This is a genomic window from Pseudomonas sp. ML2-2023-6 (assembly GCF_037055265.1).
GTDB classification, from domain to species: Bacteria; Pseudomonadota; Gammaproteobacteria; order Pseudomonadales; family Pseudomonadaceae; genus Aquipseudomonas; species Aquipseudomonas kulmbachensis.
The window spans coordinates 2,214,353-2,232,859 of record NZ_CP146347.1 but is presented as its reverse complement, the minus strand read 5'-3'; the positions used below and the strand labels follow the sequence as shown (position 1 = coordinate 2,232,859).

At 40.6% G+C, this 18,507-nt stretch carries 14 protein-coding genes; 6 read left to right on the top strand and 8 right to left on the bottom strand.

The annotated features are described in order from the left end of the window. The first annotated feature begins 169 nt into the window (after positions 1 to 169). From V6L79_RS10345 to V6L79_RS10320, 6 genes are all read left to right on the top strand, one after another. Complete coding sequence (locus V6L79_RS10345) at positions 170 to 2,941, top strand: hypothetical protein (RefSeq protein ID WP_338580166.1); 2,772 nt, start codon at positions 170 to 172, stop codon at positions 2,939 to 2,941. Positions 2,942 to 2,991: 50 nt separating this feature from the next. Beyond that, positions 2,992 to 5,535 (top strand): hypothetical protein, encoded by a 2,544-nt coding sequence (locus tag V6L79_RS10340; RefSeq protein WP_338580165.1) that lies wholly within the window; start codon positions 2,992 to 2,994, stop codon positions 5,533 to 5,535. Between the two features lie 70 nt (positions 5,536 to 5,605). Continuing rightward, positions 5,606 to 6,133: a hypothetical protein gene (locus V6L79_RS10335; RefSeq protein ID WP_338580164.1), complete on the top strand. Its 528-nt coding sequence runs from the start codon at positions 5,606 to 5,608 to the stop codon at positions 6,131 to 6,133. Continuing rightward, positions 6,130 to 6,654 carry a hypothetical protein gene (locus V6L79_RS10330; RefSeq protein ID WP_338580163.1) on the top strand — a complete coding sequence of 175 codons (525 nt, stop codon included), beginning with the start codon at positions 6,130 to 6,132 and terminating at the stop codon, positions 6,652 to 6,654. Before V6L79_RS10335 ends, V6L79_RS10330 begins: the two co-directional genes overlap by 4 nt. Before the next feature lie 54 nt (positions 6,655 to 6,708). After that, positions 6,709 to 7,215 (top strand): hypothetical protein, encoded by a 507-nt coding sequence (locus V6L79_RS10325; RefSeq protein ID WP_338580162.1) that lies wholly within the window; start codon positions 6,709 to 6,711, stop codon positions 7,213 to 7,215. Between the two features lie 37 nt (positions 7,216 to 7,252). Continuing rightward, complete coding sequence (locus V6L79_RS10320; RefSeq protein ID WP_338580161.1) at positions 7,253 to 8,383, top strand: zincin-like metallopeptidase domain-containing protein; 1,131 nt, start codon at positions 7,253 to 7,255, stop codon at positions 8,381 to 8,383. Between the two features lie 192 nt (positions 8,384 to 8,575). Here V6L79_RS10320 and V6L79_RS10315 read toward each other — a convergent pair whose 3' ends face one another. From V6L79_RS10315 to V6L79_RS10280, 8 genes are all read right to left on the bottom strand, one after another. After that, positions 8,576 to 12,601 carry a hypothetical protein gene (locus V6L79_RS10315; protein WP_338580160.1) on the bottom strand — a complete coding sequence of 1,342 codons (4,026 nt, stop codon included), beginning with the start codon at positions 12,599 to 12,601 and terminating at the stop codon, positions 8,576 to 8,578. 123 nt (positions 12,602 to 12,724) lie between these two features. Further along, complete coding sequence (locus tag V6L79_RS10310) at positions 12,725 to 13,285, bottom strand: hypothetical protein (protein ID WP_338580159.1); 561 nt, start codon at positions 13,283 to 13,285, stop codon at positions 12,725 to 12,727. A gap of 95 nt (positions 13,286 to 13,380) precedes the next feature. Then, positions 13,381 to 13,914: a hypothetical protein gene (locus V6L79_RS10305; protein WP_338580158.1), complete on the bottom strand. Its 534-nt coding sequence runs from the start codon at positions 13,912 to 13,914 to the stop codon at positions 13,381 to 13,383. A 106-nt stretch (positions 13,915 to 14,020) separates the two neighbouring features. Then, positions 14,021 to 15,949, bottom strand: coding sequence for a hypothetical protein (locus V6L79_RS10300; protein ID WP_338580157.1), 1,929 nt, complete (start codon positions 15,947 to 15,949; stop codon positions 14,021 to 14,023). Between the two features lie 66 nt (positions 15,950 to 16,015). After that, a complete protein-coding gene (locus tag V6L79_RS10295; protein WP_338580156.1) occupies positions 16,016 to 16,426 on the bottom strand; it encodes a hypothetical protein in 411 nt (136 codons plus the stop codon). 228 nt (positions 16,427 to 16,654) lie between these two features. Continuing rightward, on the bottom strand, positions 16,655 to 17,074 hold the full coding sequence (locus tag V6L79_RS10290) for a hypothetical protein (RefSeq protein WP_338580155.1): 420 nt from the start codon (positions 17,072 to 17,074) through the stop codon (positions 16,655 to 16,657). Between the two features lie 68 nt (positions 17,075 to 17,142). Next, on the bottom strand, positions 17,143 to 18,012 hold the full coding sequence (locus tag V6L79_RS10285) for a hypothetical protein (protein WP_338580154.1): 870 nt from the start codon (positions 18,010 to 18,012) through the stop codon (positions 17,143 to 17,145). After that, entirely contained in the window at positions 18,009 to 18,380 is a 372-nt protein-coding gene (locus V6L79_RS10280) for a hypothetical protein (protein ID WP_338580153.1), read from the bottom strand. The genes V6L79_RS10285 and V6L79_RS10280 overlap by 4 nt, the downstream gene beginning before the upstream one ends. Positions 18,381 to 18,507: the final 127 nt, after the last annotated feature.

Here is an 18,507-nt window from a genome sequence, read left to right as displayed (position 1 = left end):
CACACGCTGAGCACGCTGAGCACGCTGAGCACGCACCATCAACCTATTCCCCCTTTCACTCCATTTCAAGGAAATGGGGAGTGGTCTTTCTCGCGCATTGCAGCCTTCGTCTTGTGTCTAAAAGCAGTAAGGTCAAATGGTATAATAGATTGAAACTACTGCATCTTAAATGAAACGTTTAGCGCCTCTATTCCTTTTCCTTCTTGTCATTTTTTCTGGTTCAGCTTTCGCATCTGCTGAAAATTGCGGCATGAGTGTCGATGGTAAATCTTTAAAATCATTTGATTCTGAAATCTGCCCGCAAAATATTGCTCAAAAAATCAGAATTGCCTTTATCGGGGAGTCGATTTACACGTCAATTTTGGAGAACAAAAATAACGATTCGAGCTACGAAGAAATTCAAGCTGATTCAACTCAATCACAGAAAGACTTTAATACTCGTACCATTGAATCTTTTAGCACAATGAAAATCTTGATTTTTGGTGTAGTCTTAATCTTTCTAATTGTAATAATATTTAACTCAGTTATCACACTTGCAAAAGCAACACTGGGCAAAGAATTCTCTATGGATGAGAACGGCAATCCTCCTCGCTACAATTTCTTCGTAGCAATTGGTGTCATGGGCCTAGGCGTATTCAGCTTCATACCCGGTTTTTTCGGACATAACGGAAGTCTTTCAGTTAGCGACTATTTCAACCTAGCAGCGGGCCAAGGTGCATTGCAGCTCGAAAACATGGTCATCTCTACATATCTAAGCAATCAGCTATCTGGTGGCATAGAAGTCCCAACGATTGGTGAATCAGTAGCACAAGCAAATAAAAGGAAAGAAAACAGCAATGTCTATTATTCTGCAAAAGCAACAATCGCTGGTTTTGTATCAACATCGTTGGTTATTTCCTCATCAAGCGCTTTCAACAATTCAATCGAAAACCTCCATAACAACACAACAGATTGGAGAGTAAGAGACAAGACAGTTGACGTATGGCAACCCAACAACAATGACGGCATCGATTTCGAACATCGCTTTGCAGAAGACCCAAATCAGACTATGTGGTCAGCAGACCCTATCACATTTGCGCAAAATCCCGAATCAATGGGTGAAAACCTTCCATACTTAAAGGCTATTGGGTATAACAAGAACTACCGTGATTACGCTGTCAAAGACAACCTTTACAATAAAGCTGAATTACTGAAAGTAGCAATCAAGGAAGCTTATTTCAAAGACAGTGAAGCGGGATTTAAAGAAGTAGCAAATACTGCAGTTTCTCATTTTTTCAAAGACGCTCAAGCAAACATACTTAAAGCTAATTTTTTAGCAATGATGGAAAAGTCTGATGAAATTGCTTTGCAAAGAATAAATTACACTTGCTCATTAGAAGAAAGTCACAGAATAGAAGCGAAGAATTTCATTGATGCCCACACAGGCGCAGGCTCAGCAGGAGCTGGCTCATCTGAATGTGTATCAGCAGACTGGAAAGTAATGGGTACAGAAGCATCTGAGATTTACGCAGCGAAAGTCAAAGAACTCACAATCGCGTTAATTGATGAATATTATAATATACGACTAGCTATAAATGCTCAGTTGCAACAAGCAATGTACTCAACTGACATTGTGAATCGAGTTAAAGAAACAAGGCAAAAAGCGGCACTGAATTTCTTCTGGGCTCATCCTAGTCTTACAAATGACTTGAATTTCACTCAATCAGCACAAAGTCAATTCAACATCACGTCACCAATTCAGACCATCCAAACGAAAGCGATGGGCACATTTGTTGACGATGATTGGGCTAAATCTCATGGCTATCCAGAAGCTAAATTGATGATTGGTGAAGACTTTAGGGACTTGAAAATTGACACACAAGACAAAGGCGCACCGACCCTTAAAGACTCAAAAGCTATCATGCAAAGCCTTTATAGCGAAAACGCAACAGCGTCTGGACAAAATGCAGAGTTCATGCAAGCAACTGGCTTATCGCTCGCAAATCCACAAATAAAATTTGATGAGTGCCGTTCATCAACGATTTATCCAATCACTTGTGTACAGAAATACGGGCAACAAATCAGCGAAACTATGATTGACATTGCAGAAGTAGCAATCGCTATGAAGCTAATTGGTTACGGGGCTACGCATTTTGGTGATAAGAAAAAACAGAAACTGATGAGTGAGCAAGCAAAAGCTGACGAAAAAGCTGGCGTGTCTAAATCAAAGCTTTCTAAGAAAGCCAAAGCCAAAAGGAACCAACCGAACTTCCTTCAAAAAGTCGGCTCATTCATGTCTACCTTTGCCAACTTTTTCCTCAAAGCTTCGTTGTTTGGATACATCTTTGCACTGGTTTTGAAATTCTTAATGACAACGCTAATGATTGGGCCATTCTATGTGCTTTACGTGCTCAACATGTTCTATTCTTTGCTTGTGTTTTTAACCTCGGCATTCGCACTGCTAGCATTTTTACGCTTCAACGACATGAACAATCTAAAACTGCTCGCAAAAACGGTTTGGTCTTTCTTCTTATCCAACCTTTTCTTCGGTCCTTTAATCCTTGTGTTCTACATAGTCAACTGGGAAATAGCTGCAATACTCGACAGAAATCTTTCAACGATAATTGCTTATGGATTCAGCTCGGCAATTGGTTCAGACACAAGCACTATAATGCAGCACCTAATAACACTTTTCGTTTCGTTCGTGTGCTTTATGGCTGTCAACATTGGCTGCTTAAGATATTCATTTATAGCAATGAATACAGTATTAGAGATTGTCGGCCTTGATATGCCGCATATTAAATACACACAAGAATTTATTGGTAGAATGATATTTGTGACAAACATAATCACTTTCTCAATGTTTCATTGGCTTGATGTAATAATCACAAGCCAAGCAAGACGTGCTTTCAAAAGAAAACCGAACTTTTTAAGCCGCTTTGGGAGAAAAGGAAGAGGCTAAAAACAGAAGGCCCAAATGGTATAATAATCGTAGACTAATTCACTTACACAATGAAACGTTATCTCTGCGCACTCTTATTATGCCTAACCTTTTCTTCACTCCCAGCCAATGCAGCTGACTGGAGTTTAACAAACTGGTGGGGCTTAAACACTCAAAGTAAAAATCTGGAAGCCAGCTACAACAAAGAAGAACGAACACAAGCAATCATTTTTCCACTGCTTGAATCAATGATTGGCTGTCCTTTAACTCAAGAAGTCAGAGCATATCCATTAGGAAGGAGCTGGTTTTTTACTGGCGATTACGAATGTTTAAAGGACTCAAATCGTTTCAATAGCTCTGTCTATAAATTACTCAGTGGCCCAATTCATTGGTTAGCAGTACTTTTAGGTGCTTTATTATTAACTGTGTTTGTACGAAAAATGATAATGCTTATTATCGAATTTATGATTACCAAAACACGAACAGTCGAGAAGAAAGAAATTGTTGGATACGCGTTGCTAATCACAGTCGTTTTCTTGTTTTTAGTGCCGATTTACAAATCGGAAGAAAACGGCAAGAAAGACACGAATTTCATGATGATGAGTATTTACACCACATTCGCTGCAACCTATCAATATGGCTCATACATCTTGCACAAACTGAACGGTAAATCCGTCATTGAGCAGCCTTACGTGACCATACCCGTGCCAAAGAATCAGCGCACAAGAGAGATGCTGAACCTCATTGATTTCCAGCTCTGTACGAAGCAGCAACCCGGTACCAGGCAAGGCGTGGTTCAGTTCAACCACTACGAAGGGCACCTAACTGCATTCTCTCAGGTAGGCAACTGCATTCTTGAAATTGAGCATGCTGTTGATGAGGGAACCATAGAGATAGCAAGGTCGAACGGCTTGCCAGACCTCTACCAATTGCAGGTGAAAGCACTCACAGACGCGTACACAGTGGCTATGGCTTCATCTGATGATGCAGCTACCAAGCTTTCATTATATGAGCCGATTCCAGCAGGGATTTCAGCTATCGAATTCAACAGGGATATGAGCTGCGAGAACGTGAAAACCTATGCCATTGCGCAACTGGATACGAGTGGTGTGAAGCAGTACGCCTATGCATACGCTAACTGCATCGGGGCTGAATTCGTTCACCGCCTTACAAGAGCGCCGGGTGTGAGTGAACAAAGCCTTGTGGACGCTGGAAGCCGTCTCGTTCAAGTCTGTAAGACAGTCACTGACTCTGATGATACAGAAGCTACACAGAGAGCGTGTGCAGCGGAAATGTGCAGCAGCGAGTCATCGCCGTTCATGTGTTCAGCTCAAATCAACAACTACAACCGCTTGCTTGGCAGCAGATTCATGTCTGACACGAACTACGCCACGTTGCCTTATTGGTTCATGACGAAATTCTACCCATCCTCGAAATTTCAAGACGCAGGGAAAATTCTCGTCAACAGTACGAGCATTGAGAGCACAGAGACTCAGGAGCTTGTCGAGCCTGTTTTGCAAGGAGAACCGGCGTTCGCCATTCCCTTCAACAAAACTGCCACAAGGGTCGAAAGGAACTGGTCCAAGGCTGAATTGATGAACGCCTATCAAGCGGAATCGTCACTCGATTTAGACGTACTGAGCATCATCACCAAGTACTTCACCATTGGTGACGGAGGCATCCTCGGAAATCAGTACACCCTAGATTGTCTGAACCACCCCTACGGCATTTCACCGAGCGGCAGACAGTGTTCAAGCCCGTACAAGACGTTGGACATACAGGCGAATCGTCTCTTGGCGTTCTCATCAGAAGTCATGGTTATGGCGAAGGCGGCATCTATGCTTTCTGTCTCTCCGGTCGAGAAAGCCAAGAGCAAGGCTGGTGTTGAGCTAGCATCGGCAACGATGAAGCAAACCGCCAAAATGTACGGCGGAACAGACGCGATGGTGACGTTCATTCTGGCATCAGCAGTCAATGCTTCTGTAAGTGACGTTTTCAGCGAATACGGACAGGATTTCGGCCCCGAGGCTGCTTATGTAATCGCTGCAATTTACCTAAACCCTGAAATTGCATCCATTGCTAGCAGCACAGCAAATTATGCGTGGGCTTTGGGAATGTACATAAAATTTGGAACTCCAATTGCATTTGCGCTGATTGTGATTGCTTTCTTCATGAACGCCCCAATCAAAATCACATCCACTCAAATCAAGATAATTCCTCACTTCATCCTTTTGTTGGGCAAGCAAGGCGTTAACAAAGAGAATGACACTTGGCAACCACTCGAAACCTTTCTCGTTACGGCTGCGAACTGGGCAACATTCGGAATAGGCATTTATCTAGCTCTCACATTCATTGATGCATTGTTTGTCTATCAAGCAATTCCATTCAATGTTTTTAGATACATTTTAGAAGAGTCACCAAACGCCTCTACGCTTTCGGCTGTAATGGACCTAATGTTTCAAATTTGCCTCTATATATTCTTCTTATCGTTTCTGATTGCAGCGATTTTGAAAACGGCGGCGTACATCATTGGAGGATTAATTCAGCGCTGGGCTTTCGGAACACAAAACAACGATGTTCATGATGAGCAAATTGAATCATCAAGAAGCATTTAATACAAAAGGGCTATACGCCCTTTTTTGCTGATATGAAATGGTATAATTGTAGAAACAAGCACATACACACATGTCATTTTTCAAAACAAAAGAACCTGATAGCGACGAAATTTTAATAGCGAAGTTTAAGCACTGGATGTTGCAGCTAAAAAACACATGGAAAATATACTTTTTGTGTTTAGCAGGTGGGGCATTTGCACCATTCGCATGGTTCGCTTTATTTTACATTTCTGCTTTTTACATCAGAAAAAACCCATACGCAAACAACTATATGGTTCTCCCTCTCGCAATCATTGGCTTTGAAACAGCAGTTCAAGCAGCTCTACTTTGGGCAAGCATAATCATCGCGCAAACTAGCGTTGGAAGCGGTTCTAGCTTGCAATTCATGTACATTTGTACTGCATCGTCATTCATTGTATTTACTCTTCTATGCTATAAATTTCATTCGAGAAGAATTCGTAAAATTCAGCAAGGAATCTTGAACAGAGTGAACAATACAAATGTAAACTCAGATGAAACCATTTTTGACAGAGGAAGTGAAAAAGCAAAAGAAGCTTTTAATATTTTAAAAACCAGATTATCGAAGGTGGGCGAATGAATTTCCTCACGTACAAGCCAATAATTGAAGGCATTGACTTACAGATTAAATCCCGAGGAATGGTTGGAAACGAGGAATGTAAGCTCGACCCTTTCAGCGTATCGAGCAGTGAATATCAAGTCGAAAACACAGCAAGAAGCTATTTGCAGTCAGTACAAAAACATGGATATACGAATCATTTGAAAACTGAACTGATATTCTTAAATAGCGTTGAAGATGAACATAAGGAATGGTCTTTCTATTTTCTAGTTAACTTCAAAGATAGGAATAACCCTGACGGCAGCATCATTTTAATTGCGCGATACGAAGACGAAACAGAACAAAAGTTGATAGTCGAATATCAGACATTAAAAGAATCATCAAAAACACATCTAAAACTCATTAACGAAATAAATTATCACGATGCAGTGAGTGCATATTGCTTTGGACAAGTTGATTTATCTTGTTTGTGCTTTTATGACTTCACTCAACATCCTGACTTTGGTCAAGCGGTAGAAATGCACAACCTTTTAAACTACTAGCAGCCACTCCCCTGCTACGCAGGAGTGAGTTGTGCTTAAAACTAATGAGGAGATATGAAATTATACACAAGCGAAAAATCATTTTTAGAACAGGAAGCTGAAATTGGTAAGGACTATTACATCTTAAATGATGAGCCGTTACCAAAAGATATTCTTACTGAACGCGCTATTGCTTCTTCTGAAAGGTATATCGGAAAGAAAACCCATCAGTTCACAAGACTGAACTTAGGCAAACTCATCGGCTTGGGCCTTTTTGACCGGCACATCGTTACTTTCTCATCAGACGATTACGATGAATTCGGCCAATCACTTATTCACATTTTCGAACTCTACTACAAACCAAACGACCTTAATCCTATTGTTTTGTATCCTTTTAATGGCAGGTTGTTTCAAGACTCAGATTCATTCTTTTTCTACACAGAGCAAGGAAAATATGACTTTCACGATTCAATCGCTACTTACATATCATTCAAAGAACCTTATGAAACACCTTTCATCGACTTCCTTAAATCCTCAGAATTTGATGCCATTTACACCACTTACACATTAATCGAATATTAAATGTTATAATCAAAGCATAAACAAACATTTTAATATTATGTCAAAACCTTTATCACCAACAGACAAAAAGGACTACGCAAAAGACGCCAACGATAAAGTCTCTGATTTTCTATCTTCAAGAGTCGATAAAATCGTTTCAACGATGACAAACGACGACCAGCAATTCGTATGGAATAGCCCAGTCTTCTCAGTGAAGTACATGAACCCTATTTCCAAAACCATATACGGACTTGAAAACTCACTTCTACTTTCACAGCTAGCAGAAGACAAGGATTACAGCTTCCCTTTCTACCTCACAGCAAGCCAAGGCTATGCAAATGGACTCTCAAACAAAGGCGAGAAAAGCGATTTCATCGTTAACCGCTTTGGAGTAAAGCTTGGCTACATGAAGGACAAGGCAGAACCTGAAATTGCTAGGGACGATGAATCAAAAGCCAAGGCTGTGTACATCCCTGCTTCAAAACTCACCCCAGTTTTCAACATTGCTCAGTTCACTGGCGACCTCCCAGCCGCTGTACAGAAGCTAATGGACGCAAACCAGCCCAAAGCCACCCCCTCAGAGCTAGAAACCGTCTACCAAGCCTTGCTGGACACGATGCCAACGCCTTTGAAACGTGTGGTCGGGACTAATCACTACCGCCCTACAGAAGACGCCATCTACATGAATCCGTCGAATCTGTTCAAGAGTAGGCTTCACGAAACCAACACCCTCCTACACGAAGTTTCGCACTCCTATGGACACGAAAGCAGGAAGAACCGCCCTTCCCTACGCCACTATTCAGAAGGCATAGAGCACCGTGCGTATGAAGAGCTGGTAGCCAATCTGTCGGCACAGTCAGTCATCAAGCACTACGACTTGAACCTAGACCCTGTAACCCGGCAGGAGCTTGATGAGGGCTTCATGCAGAACCACACAACGTATGACGCGAGCTGGGCAAAATCAGCCTATAAGAACAATCCTTCTGAAATCTTCAGAGCGGCTAAGGACGCTGACAGAACCGCAAACACAATCGTCCATGAGCTGGACCAAAAGCTTGTGCTCATGCTCAAAGCAAACCCTGACCTGAAAATCAGCGAAATGGTCAAAGAAAGGATTATTGCTAAATCAGCACCCGAAATAGACGCACCTAAAAAAACCTATAAAAAATCAAACTACAAGAGAAAATAATGAATAAATCACATGAACAAATCGAACTAGAAATACAAATGCAATTATTAATAATCAGACAGCTATCAGAGGACGGAGAATTGGTAGCGGAAATTGACATCCCCGACGAAACTGAACATACAGGTTATCCAGATGACCTGATAATTTATTAAAAAAAGCCTCAATGAGGCTTTCTTTATGTCACTCCACAAATCATTTTGTTCCTCCACCAAATTCCACATAACTCAATCTCTTGCCAGCCTTAGCTACGTTTATCAACGGTATATCAAAGGTATCTAACTCAACTTTTGCTAATCCTTTTGTGGCTTCTTTGTATGAAACTACAATATTCCCCGATTTCAAATCTAAAATCGTGCTATTGATTATAATGTTCCTTGCATTTTCCGCCGTGATTTTTCCTTTACCAATATATGCAATACCTGAACGAGGAACTCCAGCTATATTTACTTTCCCCTTAGTTTTAGTAATCCAAGCATTAAGCAACGAACCGATTTCGTCTGAATTTATTGCTGATATATTATTAGCAACGATATTCAGCTTATAATCACCATCTGAAACAATATCAACGTTATTCACATATTCAGTCAAGGTTCTTATGACAGCAGAATTATCAGCTTGTACTGATTGATTTCTCAAAAGCCCTTCTGTTTTGAATTCAGAGTTATCACCACTATAAGAAGGAGTATCGATACCTGAACACGTATTTTTATACACTTTGAATTCTTGCCCGTATGGATAAGCAGTGCTGCCATCTGACTTGATTGCTTTGAATCGTATTTTAGTAATCAAACCCGTTTCACCGGCAGCGCAAACTTCTGTTTCGAATTCACTTTCATAATCCACAACGTCAGCAATACAACTATCCACTCTACTCGTCTCTACGAATGTTTTTCCGCTGATGCCCTTTGTAATCCATTGGCCTTTGATTGTGATTTTCCCGATGCTTCCAGCAGGGCAAGAATCTTCTCGTTCACCATCAGTAATTTCAATCACATCATCAGTCAATTCCTTACAGGTGTTCGATACAATCTTTTTAACCCAACCAGTATCATTTTTGATTGTTCCTATTGGAGCTGGCTCAACATAATAGTCGTAGGTTCTGTATTCATTATATTTTATCGAACCAGTTTGACCTTCAAGACACAATTCAGTTGAGGTTTGGAAATCAGAAATTGTTGTGAATCTATCATCGGGCAATTCTGGCTCTACTGGCTCAACAGGGTCAACGGGGTCTACGGGAACCTCTGGCTCTTCTGGCTCAACGATTACAGGCGGAATCACAACAGGAGGCTCTACTGATGCCACGCAATTGTTCGCAGTCGTTGACCATTCGCTGAACGTGTCTTTATCTCCATTGCTCCAAAGGTTATAGGTTCTTTGCTCTGTCAACGTCCCCGTCAAAGGACTCACACAATTCACTGTACGAACTTCAGTTTCAGTTGTGAATGACTTCACCGGCATACAAGCCTCAATACTGCCTTCATTCCACACGCCATTTTTATCTACTACGTCCTTGCCAAATGTCCAATCTGGCGATTTATACTCAGCATAGTCATCGTAGTTAAACTCATTCAATGTTCCTGCTGGTGTCTTGAAAAAGTATTTTTCAGTATAGTTTTGTTCAGCATTTATGAACCATGAATACCAAACGGTCAAAGTACCTTTTCTGATTGTAGAACCACCTTCCACGCCGCCAACTGTTGAACCAACGGCACATTGCTCAACACCCGTCTCATTCCAGCCTTCTATTGGCTCAGAAGGTAGTGTTGGCTCTTGCGGAGGCAAATCCTTACATTCTTCAATGCTGTCCGCATTCATTGAACCATATTTTGAAACCATGTCTTTCGTAATCTGTGGAAATGAATCATATTCAGCGCCTTTCACCATTTCAATTTCTGAGTATTCTTTGCCGTCGAAGAAGTAATTTTGTGATTTTCCTAATTTCGAATCGTACCTATTAAACACAGGAACCTTACCAGTTCTCACATTGCTTCCACCAACCACACCACCAACCGTTTGAGTAGGAGCGCAATACTCGTAATAGCCCAAATCAAAGCTGTACTCAGGGTCTTTTGGTTCTGGCTCAGGCAATGCTTTACATGACTCAATGCTATTTGTATCCATTGCTCCATATTTTTTAACCATCTCCTCTGTCAATGTTGGAAAGGATGAAACACCGTTATTATCAATCATTTCGACTTTTGTGTAATTACTACCATCGAAAAAGTAATAGTTTGATTCGAAGGTTTTATTGTCGAACAAGAAGTAAACTGGCACTTTACCATTTCGTGAATTGCTACCACCAACAACACCACCAACTGTCTCGTTAAATGCACAGTACTGATAGAACTGCAAATCAAACATGTACGCAGGGATTTGAGGAGGCTGCTCAGGTTCTATTGGTGGCTCTACGTTTGGCGTAGCGCAAGATTCTTCGCTACCTGATTGCCAAACCCCATATTTTTCGATTTGAGACTGATTGAAGGTTGGGAAAAATGAATCACCATTAGTAGGGTCTACAACCATTTCAACTTTACTGAAAACCCCTGCTTTATCCTTAACCCAGTATCCAAATACTCCATCAGTTGTTTTGGCGTAGTAATCTATCGACGCCATTCTGTACGTTTTTCCATCAACAACACCGCCTACCGTCTCACCGAACGTGCAGTTCAAATAGGACGAGTTCGTGAAGCTGAATACAGGGTCATTGGTTTCTACAGGTGGAATCTCAGGGTCAACCGGCTCTACCGGCTCAACTGGAATCACAGGCTCAGATTCAATAGGTAAGCAGATTTTTGGCTCTGATTGCCATCTACCATATTTTTCTACATCAGCTTGTCTTGATGTTGAGCTGAATAAATCATTCTGTGAATACCTTATGAACTCGTCATTGGCATTATCTTTGACGTATGACAAACCGTCCTTATTGTTGTAAAACTGAACAATTCCTAAGCCAATCTTTGTATTGCCTGAATTTTTACCATCCGTTGTGTATCCTGACGGGCAAAACACTTCCAATGCAACTTCTTCGTTCGGGTTGTAAACTGGCCCAGTAGGCACCTCTGGCTCAGGTTCAGGTTCTGGAACAACAGGAGTCTCAATCATTTTACAGGCTTGCTGTGTGCTAAGATTTTGACCAAATTGTTTAAGAGTGATTTCTTTATCTGCTGAGTTAAGCAAGTCAAAACCAGTAGGGCTTAATCCTTTTGCGCTACCGTCGGCTTGATTTCTGACGTAGTTCTGACCATCATTTGTTCTGTAATACGGCAATTCACCTTTGAGATAAACATTACTACCGTCATTCAAACCGCTTGTTGAATAACCAGAATCGCATTTCAGTTCGACTTCACGAAAATTATCTGTTACACAGACAGGCACCGCATCAAATATTAATGTATTACCTGAGCCGTCATTGCTTTTAAATAGGCTTATGTCAGATAAGCTATTGAATTTATTCGAATGATTATTATCATAAAAATCACCTGGATATGTTAACGGGCCAGACTCACCAAACCTATATACCTTTGTTGTTCCCGGAAAACTAGGGGAAGTATAAAGTTTAGTGTATTGACTAGTTCTCCAGTTGTTGTACTCATATTCTTTTAAATATATATGACCATCTGCATAAATATTTTGATTTACATTGCATTCAGATTTTGCTTGACCACCTTCAACTTCAACATATGAGCCGCCCCTATAATCATTAGTTACGGTCTGATTCTGCAAGTCATTTTTAACTTCTTTTTTAACTTTAGCTAACGCTGACTCTATTGATTCAGGCATGTCCATGCAAAAACTTTCATCGCCACGCTCAAATTCCTTATCAACATTGTAGAATAAAGTGACCCCATCCAAACTTAGTGCAGTCATTAAATCTAAAGAATCTGCATAAGCATTCTTTCCGCCCACCCCGTTATTTTCTAGAGACCAATCAAGATACCCAGTATCGTAAAAAACCCCATTTCTATCTTTAACAAAAAGCTTCATTCCAGAACTAGGCATATAATAGGTTTGAACGTAAACAACCATTTCAGAATGGCTGAACCCCCCACCCACAAAACGACCCGGACCGCAAAGTGAATCGAGTTTATGTCTTGTTGATATGTCTTTTGATGGTGACACTCCCACTCCCACTGAATATGCCCCATTTTTTCTTAGAAAAGGGTACAGCTCAGGGTCAATCATTTGCGCAGAAAAAGCAGTTGATGCGAAGGTCAAACCAACGCCTGTTATTAAGGATTTGTAAAACATAATATGATGTAGTAGTTGTACCCATATTATACCATTTCGCAGAATGCAAAAAACCGCATAATGCGGCTTGCTTCCTACAAAGCGAATATCTCAGATACACACGTACTTTTTATTCTTTTGCAATATGCCGGGACTGTCGCATCTTTGAGCATTAGAAACGCCTATGCTTATTGATTCCTTGCCGTCAGGAGATATTAAAACAATTGACTTCTGAAAGTTGTAAAAATAAGGTTCACCGACTTGAATATTCGAGTGCGTTCCGGTGTCCCAATCTAGCTCAACATAGAGCACAGGTCTTGTGGCAACACTGTACGAGACAATGTGATACACACCCGGCCTAATGCCGTTATGAATTGGCTCAGCTCTAAACTCCACAATTTTATAGTCATACCTTTTTTTTGCCAAAAGCGCATTCATTTCACTCATCTTTCCATTCAGTTTTTTTATAACTGATTCCGCCCCAGCTTTCGTACCCCCATCCCAAAAATCTATCTTACTCAAATCCCAAACATTCAAGTCTGAATCTTGCATCCATAAGACTGAATTATCGCTCGCTCTCACCCCCGGCCCTTTGGCCCATTCAACAGCGAAAGCATTCAAGGAGAATGATATTGCCAAAACAGATAGTAACGCAGTTGTAACTCTTTTCATTTTGTATAGTGTTTATTACATAGTGCCATTATACCATTTCGCAGAATGCCAAAAACCGCATTAAGCGGCTTACGAGTTACGAAGCAATAGACTCATTAGCAAAAGTTCTTTTTCATCCATTTTAATACGCCGGGGCTATCGCACATTTGAGCTTTAGAACTCCCTATGTTTACTAATTTTTTACCATCAGGCGACTGCAACACTAATGTTGTCGGTTGAAAATAAGGTTCACCAACTTGAATACTCGTATACGTTCCAGTATCCAAATCAAGCGCAACTTGCTGCAAAGCTCTTGTTGAAACACTGTACGCAACAATGTGCATCACGCCCGGTCGAAAGCCGTTATGCATGGGTTCTACTCTAAACTCAGCAATCTTGTAGGGACGCCCTTCTTTCGCTAATAACGAATTAATTTCAGCCTTCTTTCCATTTAGTTTTTTGATGACGGATTCTGCACCAGCTTGCGTCCCGCCGTCCCAATAATCCATCTTGTCCAAATCCCAAGAATTCAAGTCCGAATCTTGCATCCAATCGCCAGAACTCGGCCCGCTAGACCATTCAACTGCAAAGGAGTTAATCGAGAACGTTATTGCTATCATCGACAAAAAGGTTTTGGTGATTCTTTTCATTTCTATTTATATTTATTTCATATCTGAATTATACCATTTGAACACAGCTAAATTTCGCTTTTCAGAAACACAAAAACCTCATGACGAGGCTTTTGATTTAAAGAACTCACTCCATGTTCATCTTTGCTACTTCTTCACTAAAGATACTAAATACTATCGTTTTTTTCTGTGGCGAGGACGTTCTTATTTTTTTGTCTATTTCAAAATAACTCATTTCAACATCATTGTTTGAGTTTAATCTAACGCTAGAAAATGATTTATTTGACGCATCGAGCAATTCACCATTACCAACATACATCTGAATATCAGTAGGCAATCTGATATGCACTTTCGAGGTGCTGCCTGCAACTCTAGAGAAAGTTTTGATTGCTCTTGATACGCTCTCTCTGTTGAAATTCGCAGGTGTTAAATCATTAATTTCTAGATTAAGTTTATGCATTTCATTTTTCTTGACTACCTTCTGACTTAAAGCCGATACAATCTCATCAGCCGACTCAGCATCACTTAACATCGTTGATGATAAAGAAAGGTTCTGAATCAACGTACTTGTGTCATAAATTTGAGGAGGGGTTACGTTATCTACAATCGACGGATTAGAACAATTATTCTCTAACACAGTGAACTCAGAGCCATAAGGATATGTGACATTTCCTTTCGAATCAGTTGCCACATACCTTACTTCTGTAATCTGACCATTCTGGCCGACTGGACAATCTACTTTTCGTGTTTCGCCATTTATACTCTTGTCAGAGTCTTGCTTGCAGCTACTAGCATCAACGCTTGCTGCATTAAATACAGTAGTCGTCTGTTTTGTTACAGAGCTATAAGCAGTTACATAATTGCCTGTGGTAACTACATCCCCAACATATGTACCTTTTGCAGAACCATAATAAGCATCACAGGTAATTGATTCACTACCCGGCTTGGATTCAATTTTAGGCACTGAGGCAATTAATTTGCACGCATCAAGATTTAAAACCTCTTCTTCGTAAGGAGTTGAAAGGGTATATTTTATTTCTACCCCGTCTTCATCCAAAGTTGTGTATTCAACGTTTTTGTATTTCAAAACCCACTTGTACGATTTAAATCCTGTATACCCTTCTGGACACAATTCTTTTCTTTCGTTATCGTTTACGTCAAATTTTGGGAGCGCACACGTATTTGATTGAACTGACCAGCCAGAAGTAAATTCTATTCTTCCGTCTGACCATTTTTGATAACCTTTACCTTGGGTAATTAATCCCGTTTGTGGCGCTGGGCAATTCACAGTCCTTGTTGATATTCCAGAATCTATTATTGTAGCTGCACAGGTTTTTGTTTTATCAGCCCATTCGGTTGCATTTTTCTGTGAACCATCTGTGTACAAGTCATAAGAACGTTCTTGTATCCAAGTTCCATTAGGCTGTGATGAAGGGCACGTAAGGGTTCTGCTTTCCGTCTTTTTTTCTACGAATGTCGGATTATAGTTAACTGGAATTCTGCAAACCTCACGAAGATAAGAACTAAATCTTCCTGACGATTTACCATATGGAAAATACTTGTATCCGCTGATTGTTACGCTATTAGTAGCTTTGTCGTAAACACCAGTCGGATTTCCTGCTTTATCGTAGTAAACGCCACTTGCGAAAATTGAGACTGTTTCACCATTCCAGAATATAGTGCCAAACCCACGACCGGGGATTTCAAGGATATTATTCGTTCTTAAAACTCTATCACATCCATCGTATGTATCGCTTTGACCACATAAATCAATCCCGTTATATTGACTATTTATATAAGCAATTCCACCATACCCTTTATTATGAGCGGCGTTATGAAAACCATTCCAAACATCATTTATAGGTGGGTTTCCGTTACCGTAGTACGAGCACTCAACTCCTTGTGATTTTTTGAGAGCTACATCATCTAATCCGGCTTGGTCATAACTTGATTGCGTGTATCGCTGAAAATATTCAGCATTAGCTTGCCCAATCCCCATCCCAAGCAGCAAAAATGTTGCGCTCAGAATTTGCTTACAGTTGATTATTTGTTTCATATTTTTTACTGCCTGTTATACAAATGATTATAACATTTTAACAAGCAATAATTGACGCATTGAAAGCTACAAATCATCCGGGTATTTCTCGATATTTTCTTTGAGAAACTGACACGCCTCAATCGACTCGTTTTGATTCTTAATGAACGCAATAAATTCAGCGAATTTCCTCATCGCAAACACTGGATGCACATTAATCAAATGCTTCCTAACGGTTTCACAATAGTAGTCAAAATATACGTCTTCTTCGCAGTCATACGTTCCTAGGCAATAACTGATGTGCGTGTGCATCAGCATGGCTCTCGCGAACTCAATACCTTCGTTCAAAAGCTGCTGCTTTCGTGCAGCAACATCCAGTGCATTGTGGGCACGGAATGCGTCAAAGGTGTCTTCCAGACGTTTCAGCCGCTCAGCCACGTCATCATCAACGGTAATCATGCGAGTGGGCTTGTAGCGGTCTTTGAAGGTCCATGCCATATGATTCGTCTCCTTTGGTGTGGAGGTATGATTGATCGAATCATGAAGGTAGGCAACTCAAGCCATAAAAAAACCCACCATCGTGGGTGGGTTCAAAAACCGGAGTGTTTTTCATCGCTTTATCGTAAGCAGTTTTAGAAAAAATCAACAATAACCAAATTATCAATTGCTGCTTACAATATCAGTATACCATTTTAAAAATCAAAACAAGGGTATTACTATAATATTCTAAATATTTACAGCATCACCCCATTCTTCCTCAATGCTTTTAGCTTTAAATGCACGAAAGCAATACGATTTAAAAATCACCATACCCGCATCTTTCATTTCAGCTTGTGCGATTTTAGTCGTGAAATCTTTCACGTAACCATCCCACACTGATTCAATATCTAAATCACCGTATTGACCAAAGAAATTAGCCAACACGTCATGAATTGAGAAAATCTCAGCCAAGTCATTGGCTTCGTAATTTTCACCATTTTCAGCTAATTCGCTGACAACCATTTCCAAATCTTCTGAAATTACAAACGTTCGATAGACTTGAAGAGTGGCTATTAAGTGATTTACAGCAGTCGGCACGTTCATGGTGAAATGAAGATACTGACCTTCTTCATATGGGTTTTCAAAAACGTTGTCAGGGATATTCATTGGCTCAATTCCTTTTGGATTGAGCAAATTATTGATCGTTTGAAATCAGTGTGCAAGCCCTGATTTGATCAAAAATCACACACATCAGAAGCCTTGGGTTTTAAGCGATTCACCAAGAATTCAAGAATTTCATCAGCATCGTATTTTTCATTTAGCATTTTGTTCATCAAGCGTTTATTAATGTCTTCGTGGTCAATTTTATCACCTGCTTTCTCAGCATTCGCGAGAATCAATTCACGGCTCAATTCAAAATAGAATGCATTGTCTCCTACGTTCACAGGCTTTGAAGGAATCACGACAGGCACAAACGAAGCTGCTTTGAGCTTTTCAAACGTCTCATAGCGCTCTTGGGAGGTGGGGCAATTGCGGTCGAGGAATCTATCCGCCTTCACGAACATACCGCTGATTTGGTCCTTGAATCCACACGCTGGTATGCAGGCTTCGAGGTCTTTCTGTGTCTTCTCACCGTACTTGACTTGGTACGAGCCAGCCACTTTTTGAGCAAATGTCGTGTCACCAAGGGCTTCTGTCTTTTTGAAGCGAATCACAACAGAGAAAAACTCTTCTCTGTGTACGTTTCTACGAACAACAGAGACAAGGCAAGCCTGCACAGCGTTAGCTTTGAGCGCGTGCAACTCATCGAGAGAGACGTTATAGAGCGTTGCGTAGTGGTAGCTCTGAGACTTGCACTTGATGCCAACTGAGTAGCCGGAGGCGTTTCTACCACCAAGAATCGACAGCACAGAGCCGTCCAAAAGGTCAGCAGCTTTGTACCCTTTTGCTCGCTCGCCAATGTGGCCGGGGATAGCGAACGTGTAGGCAGTCTTACCTTTTGCTTGAAGAGCTTTCGAAGGCGTAAGGATAACGATGTATCTGTCTGCTTGGAGAGCACTGAGCTGGTTTTCAAGCTCTGTCATGCGGTCTGTTTGGAGGCTCATACAGCACCTCTCACTTGCAACAACCCATCGCTATTCAAGGACATTGTGTAATTGATATTTTTCCACTCGGTACGAGCATAGAGACCGTTAAAATACCCATCCACGAAAACACTTTTGCTTAATTTGAACGAACCTACATCAACCGACCTTATCAAGCCGATTTTCTTTAGCTGCAAAATTATATTATTTACAGTCTGAGGAACCACACCAGCATCATTAGCAATGCATTTTTTATGATAGAAATTTATATTTATGATTCCGTCTTTATCAAGGAACTTCATCAGCTCTTTGAAAACCTTCTCCCCACTCGGAGAAAGATTATTGTGAACGGAAATCATGTGGAATAGAGTATCGGCTTTGTGGTTCATATTGGTTTTATTTAGTTTCTACAAATATCGTACCATTTTATTTTGTAAAAACCAGTTATAAGATAAATTATTTATTAAGAAAAATCCTCAGATTTGAGGATTAGGCATACTCAATTAAGAGTACGTT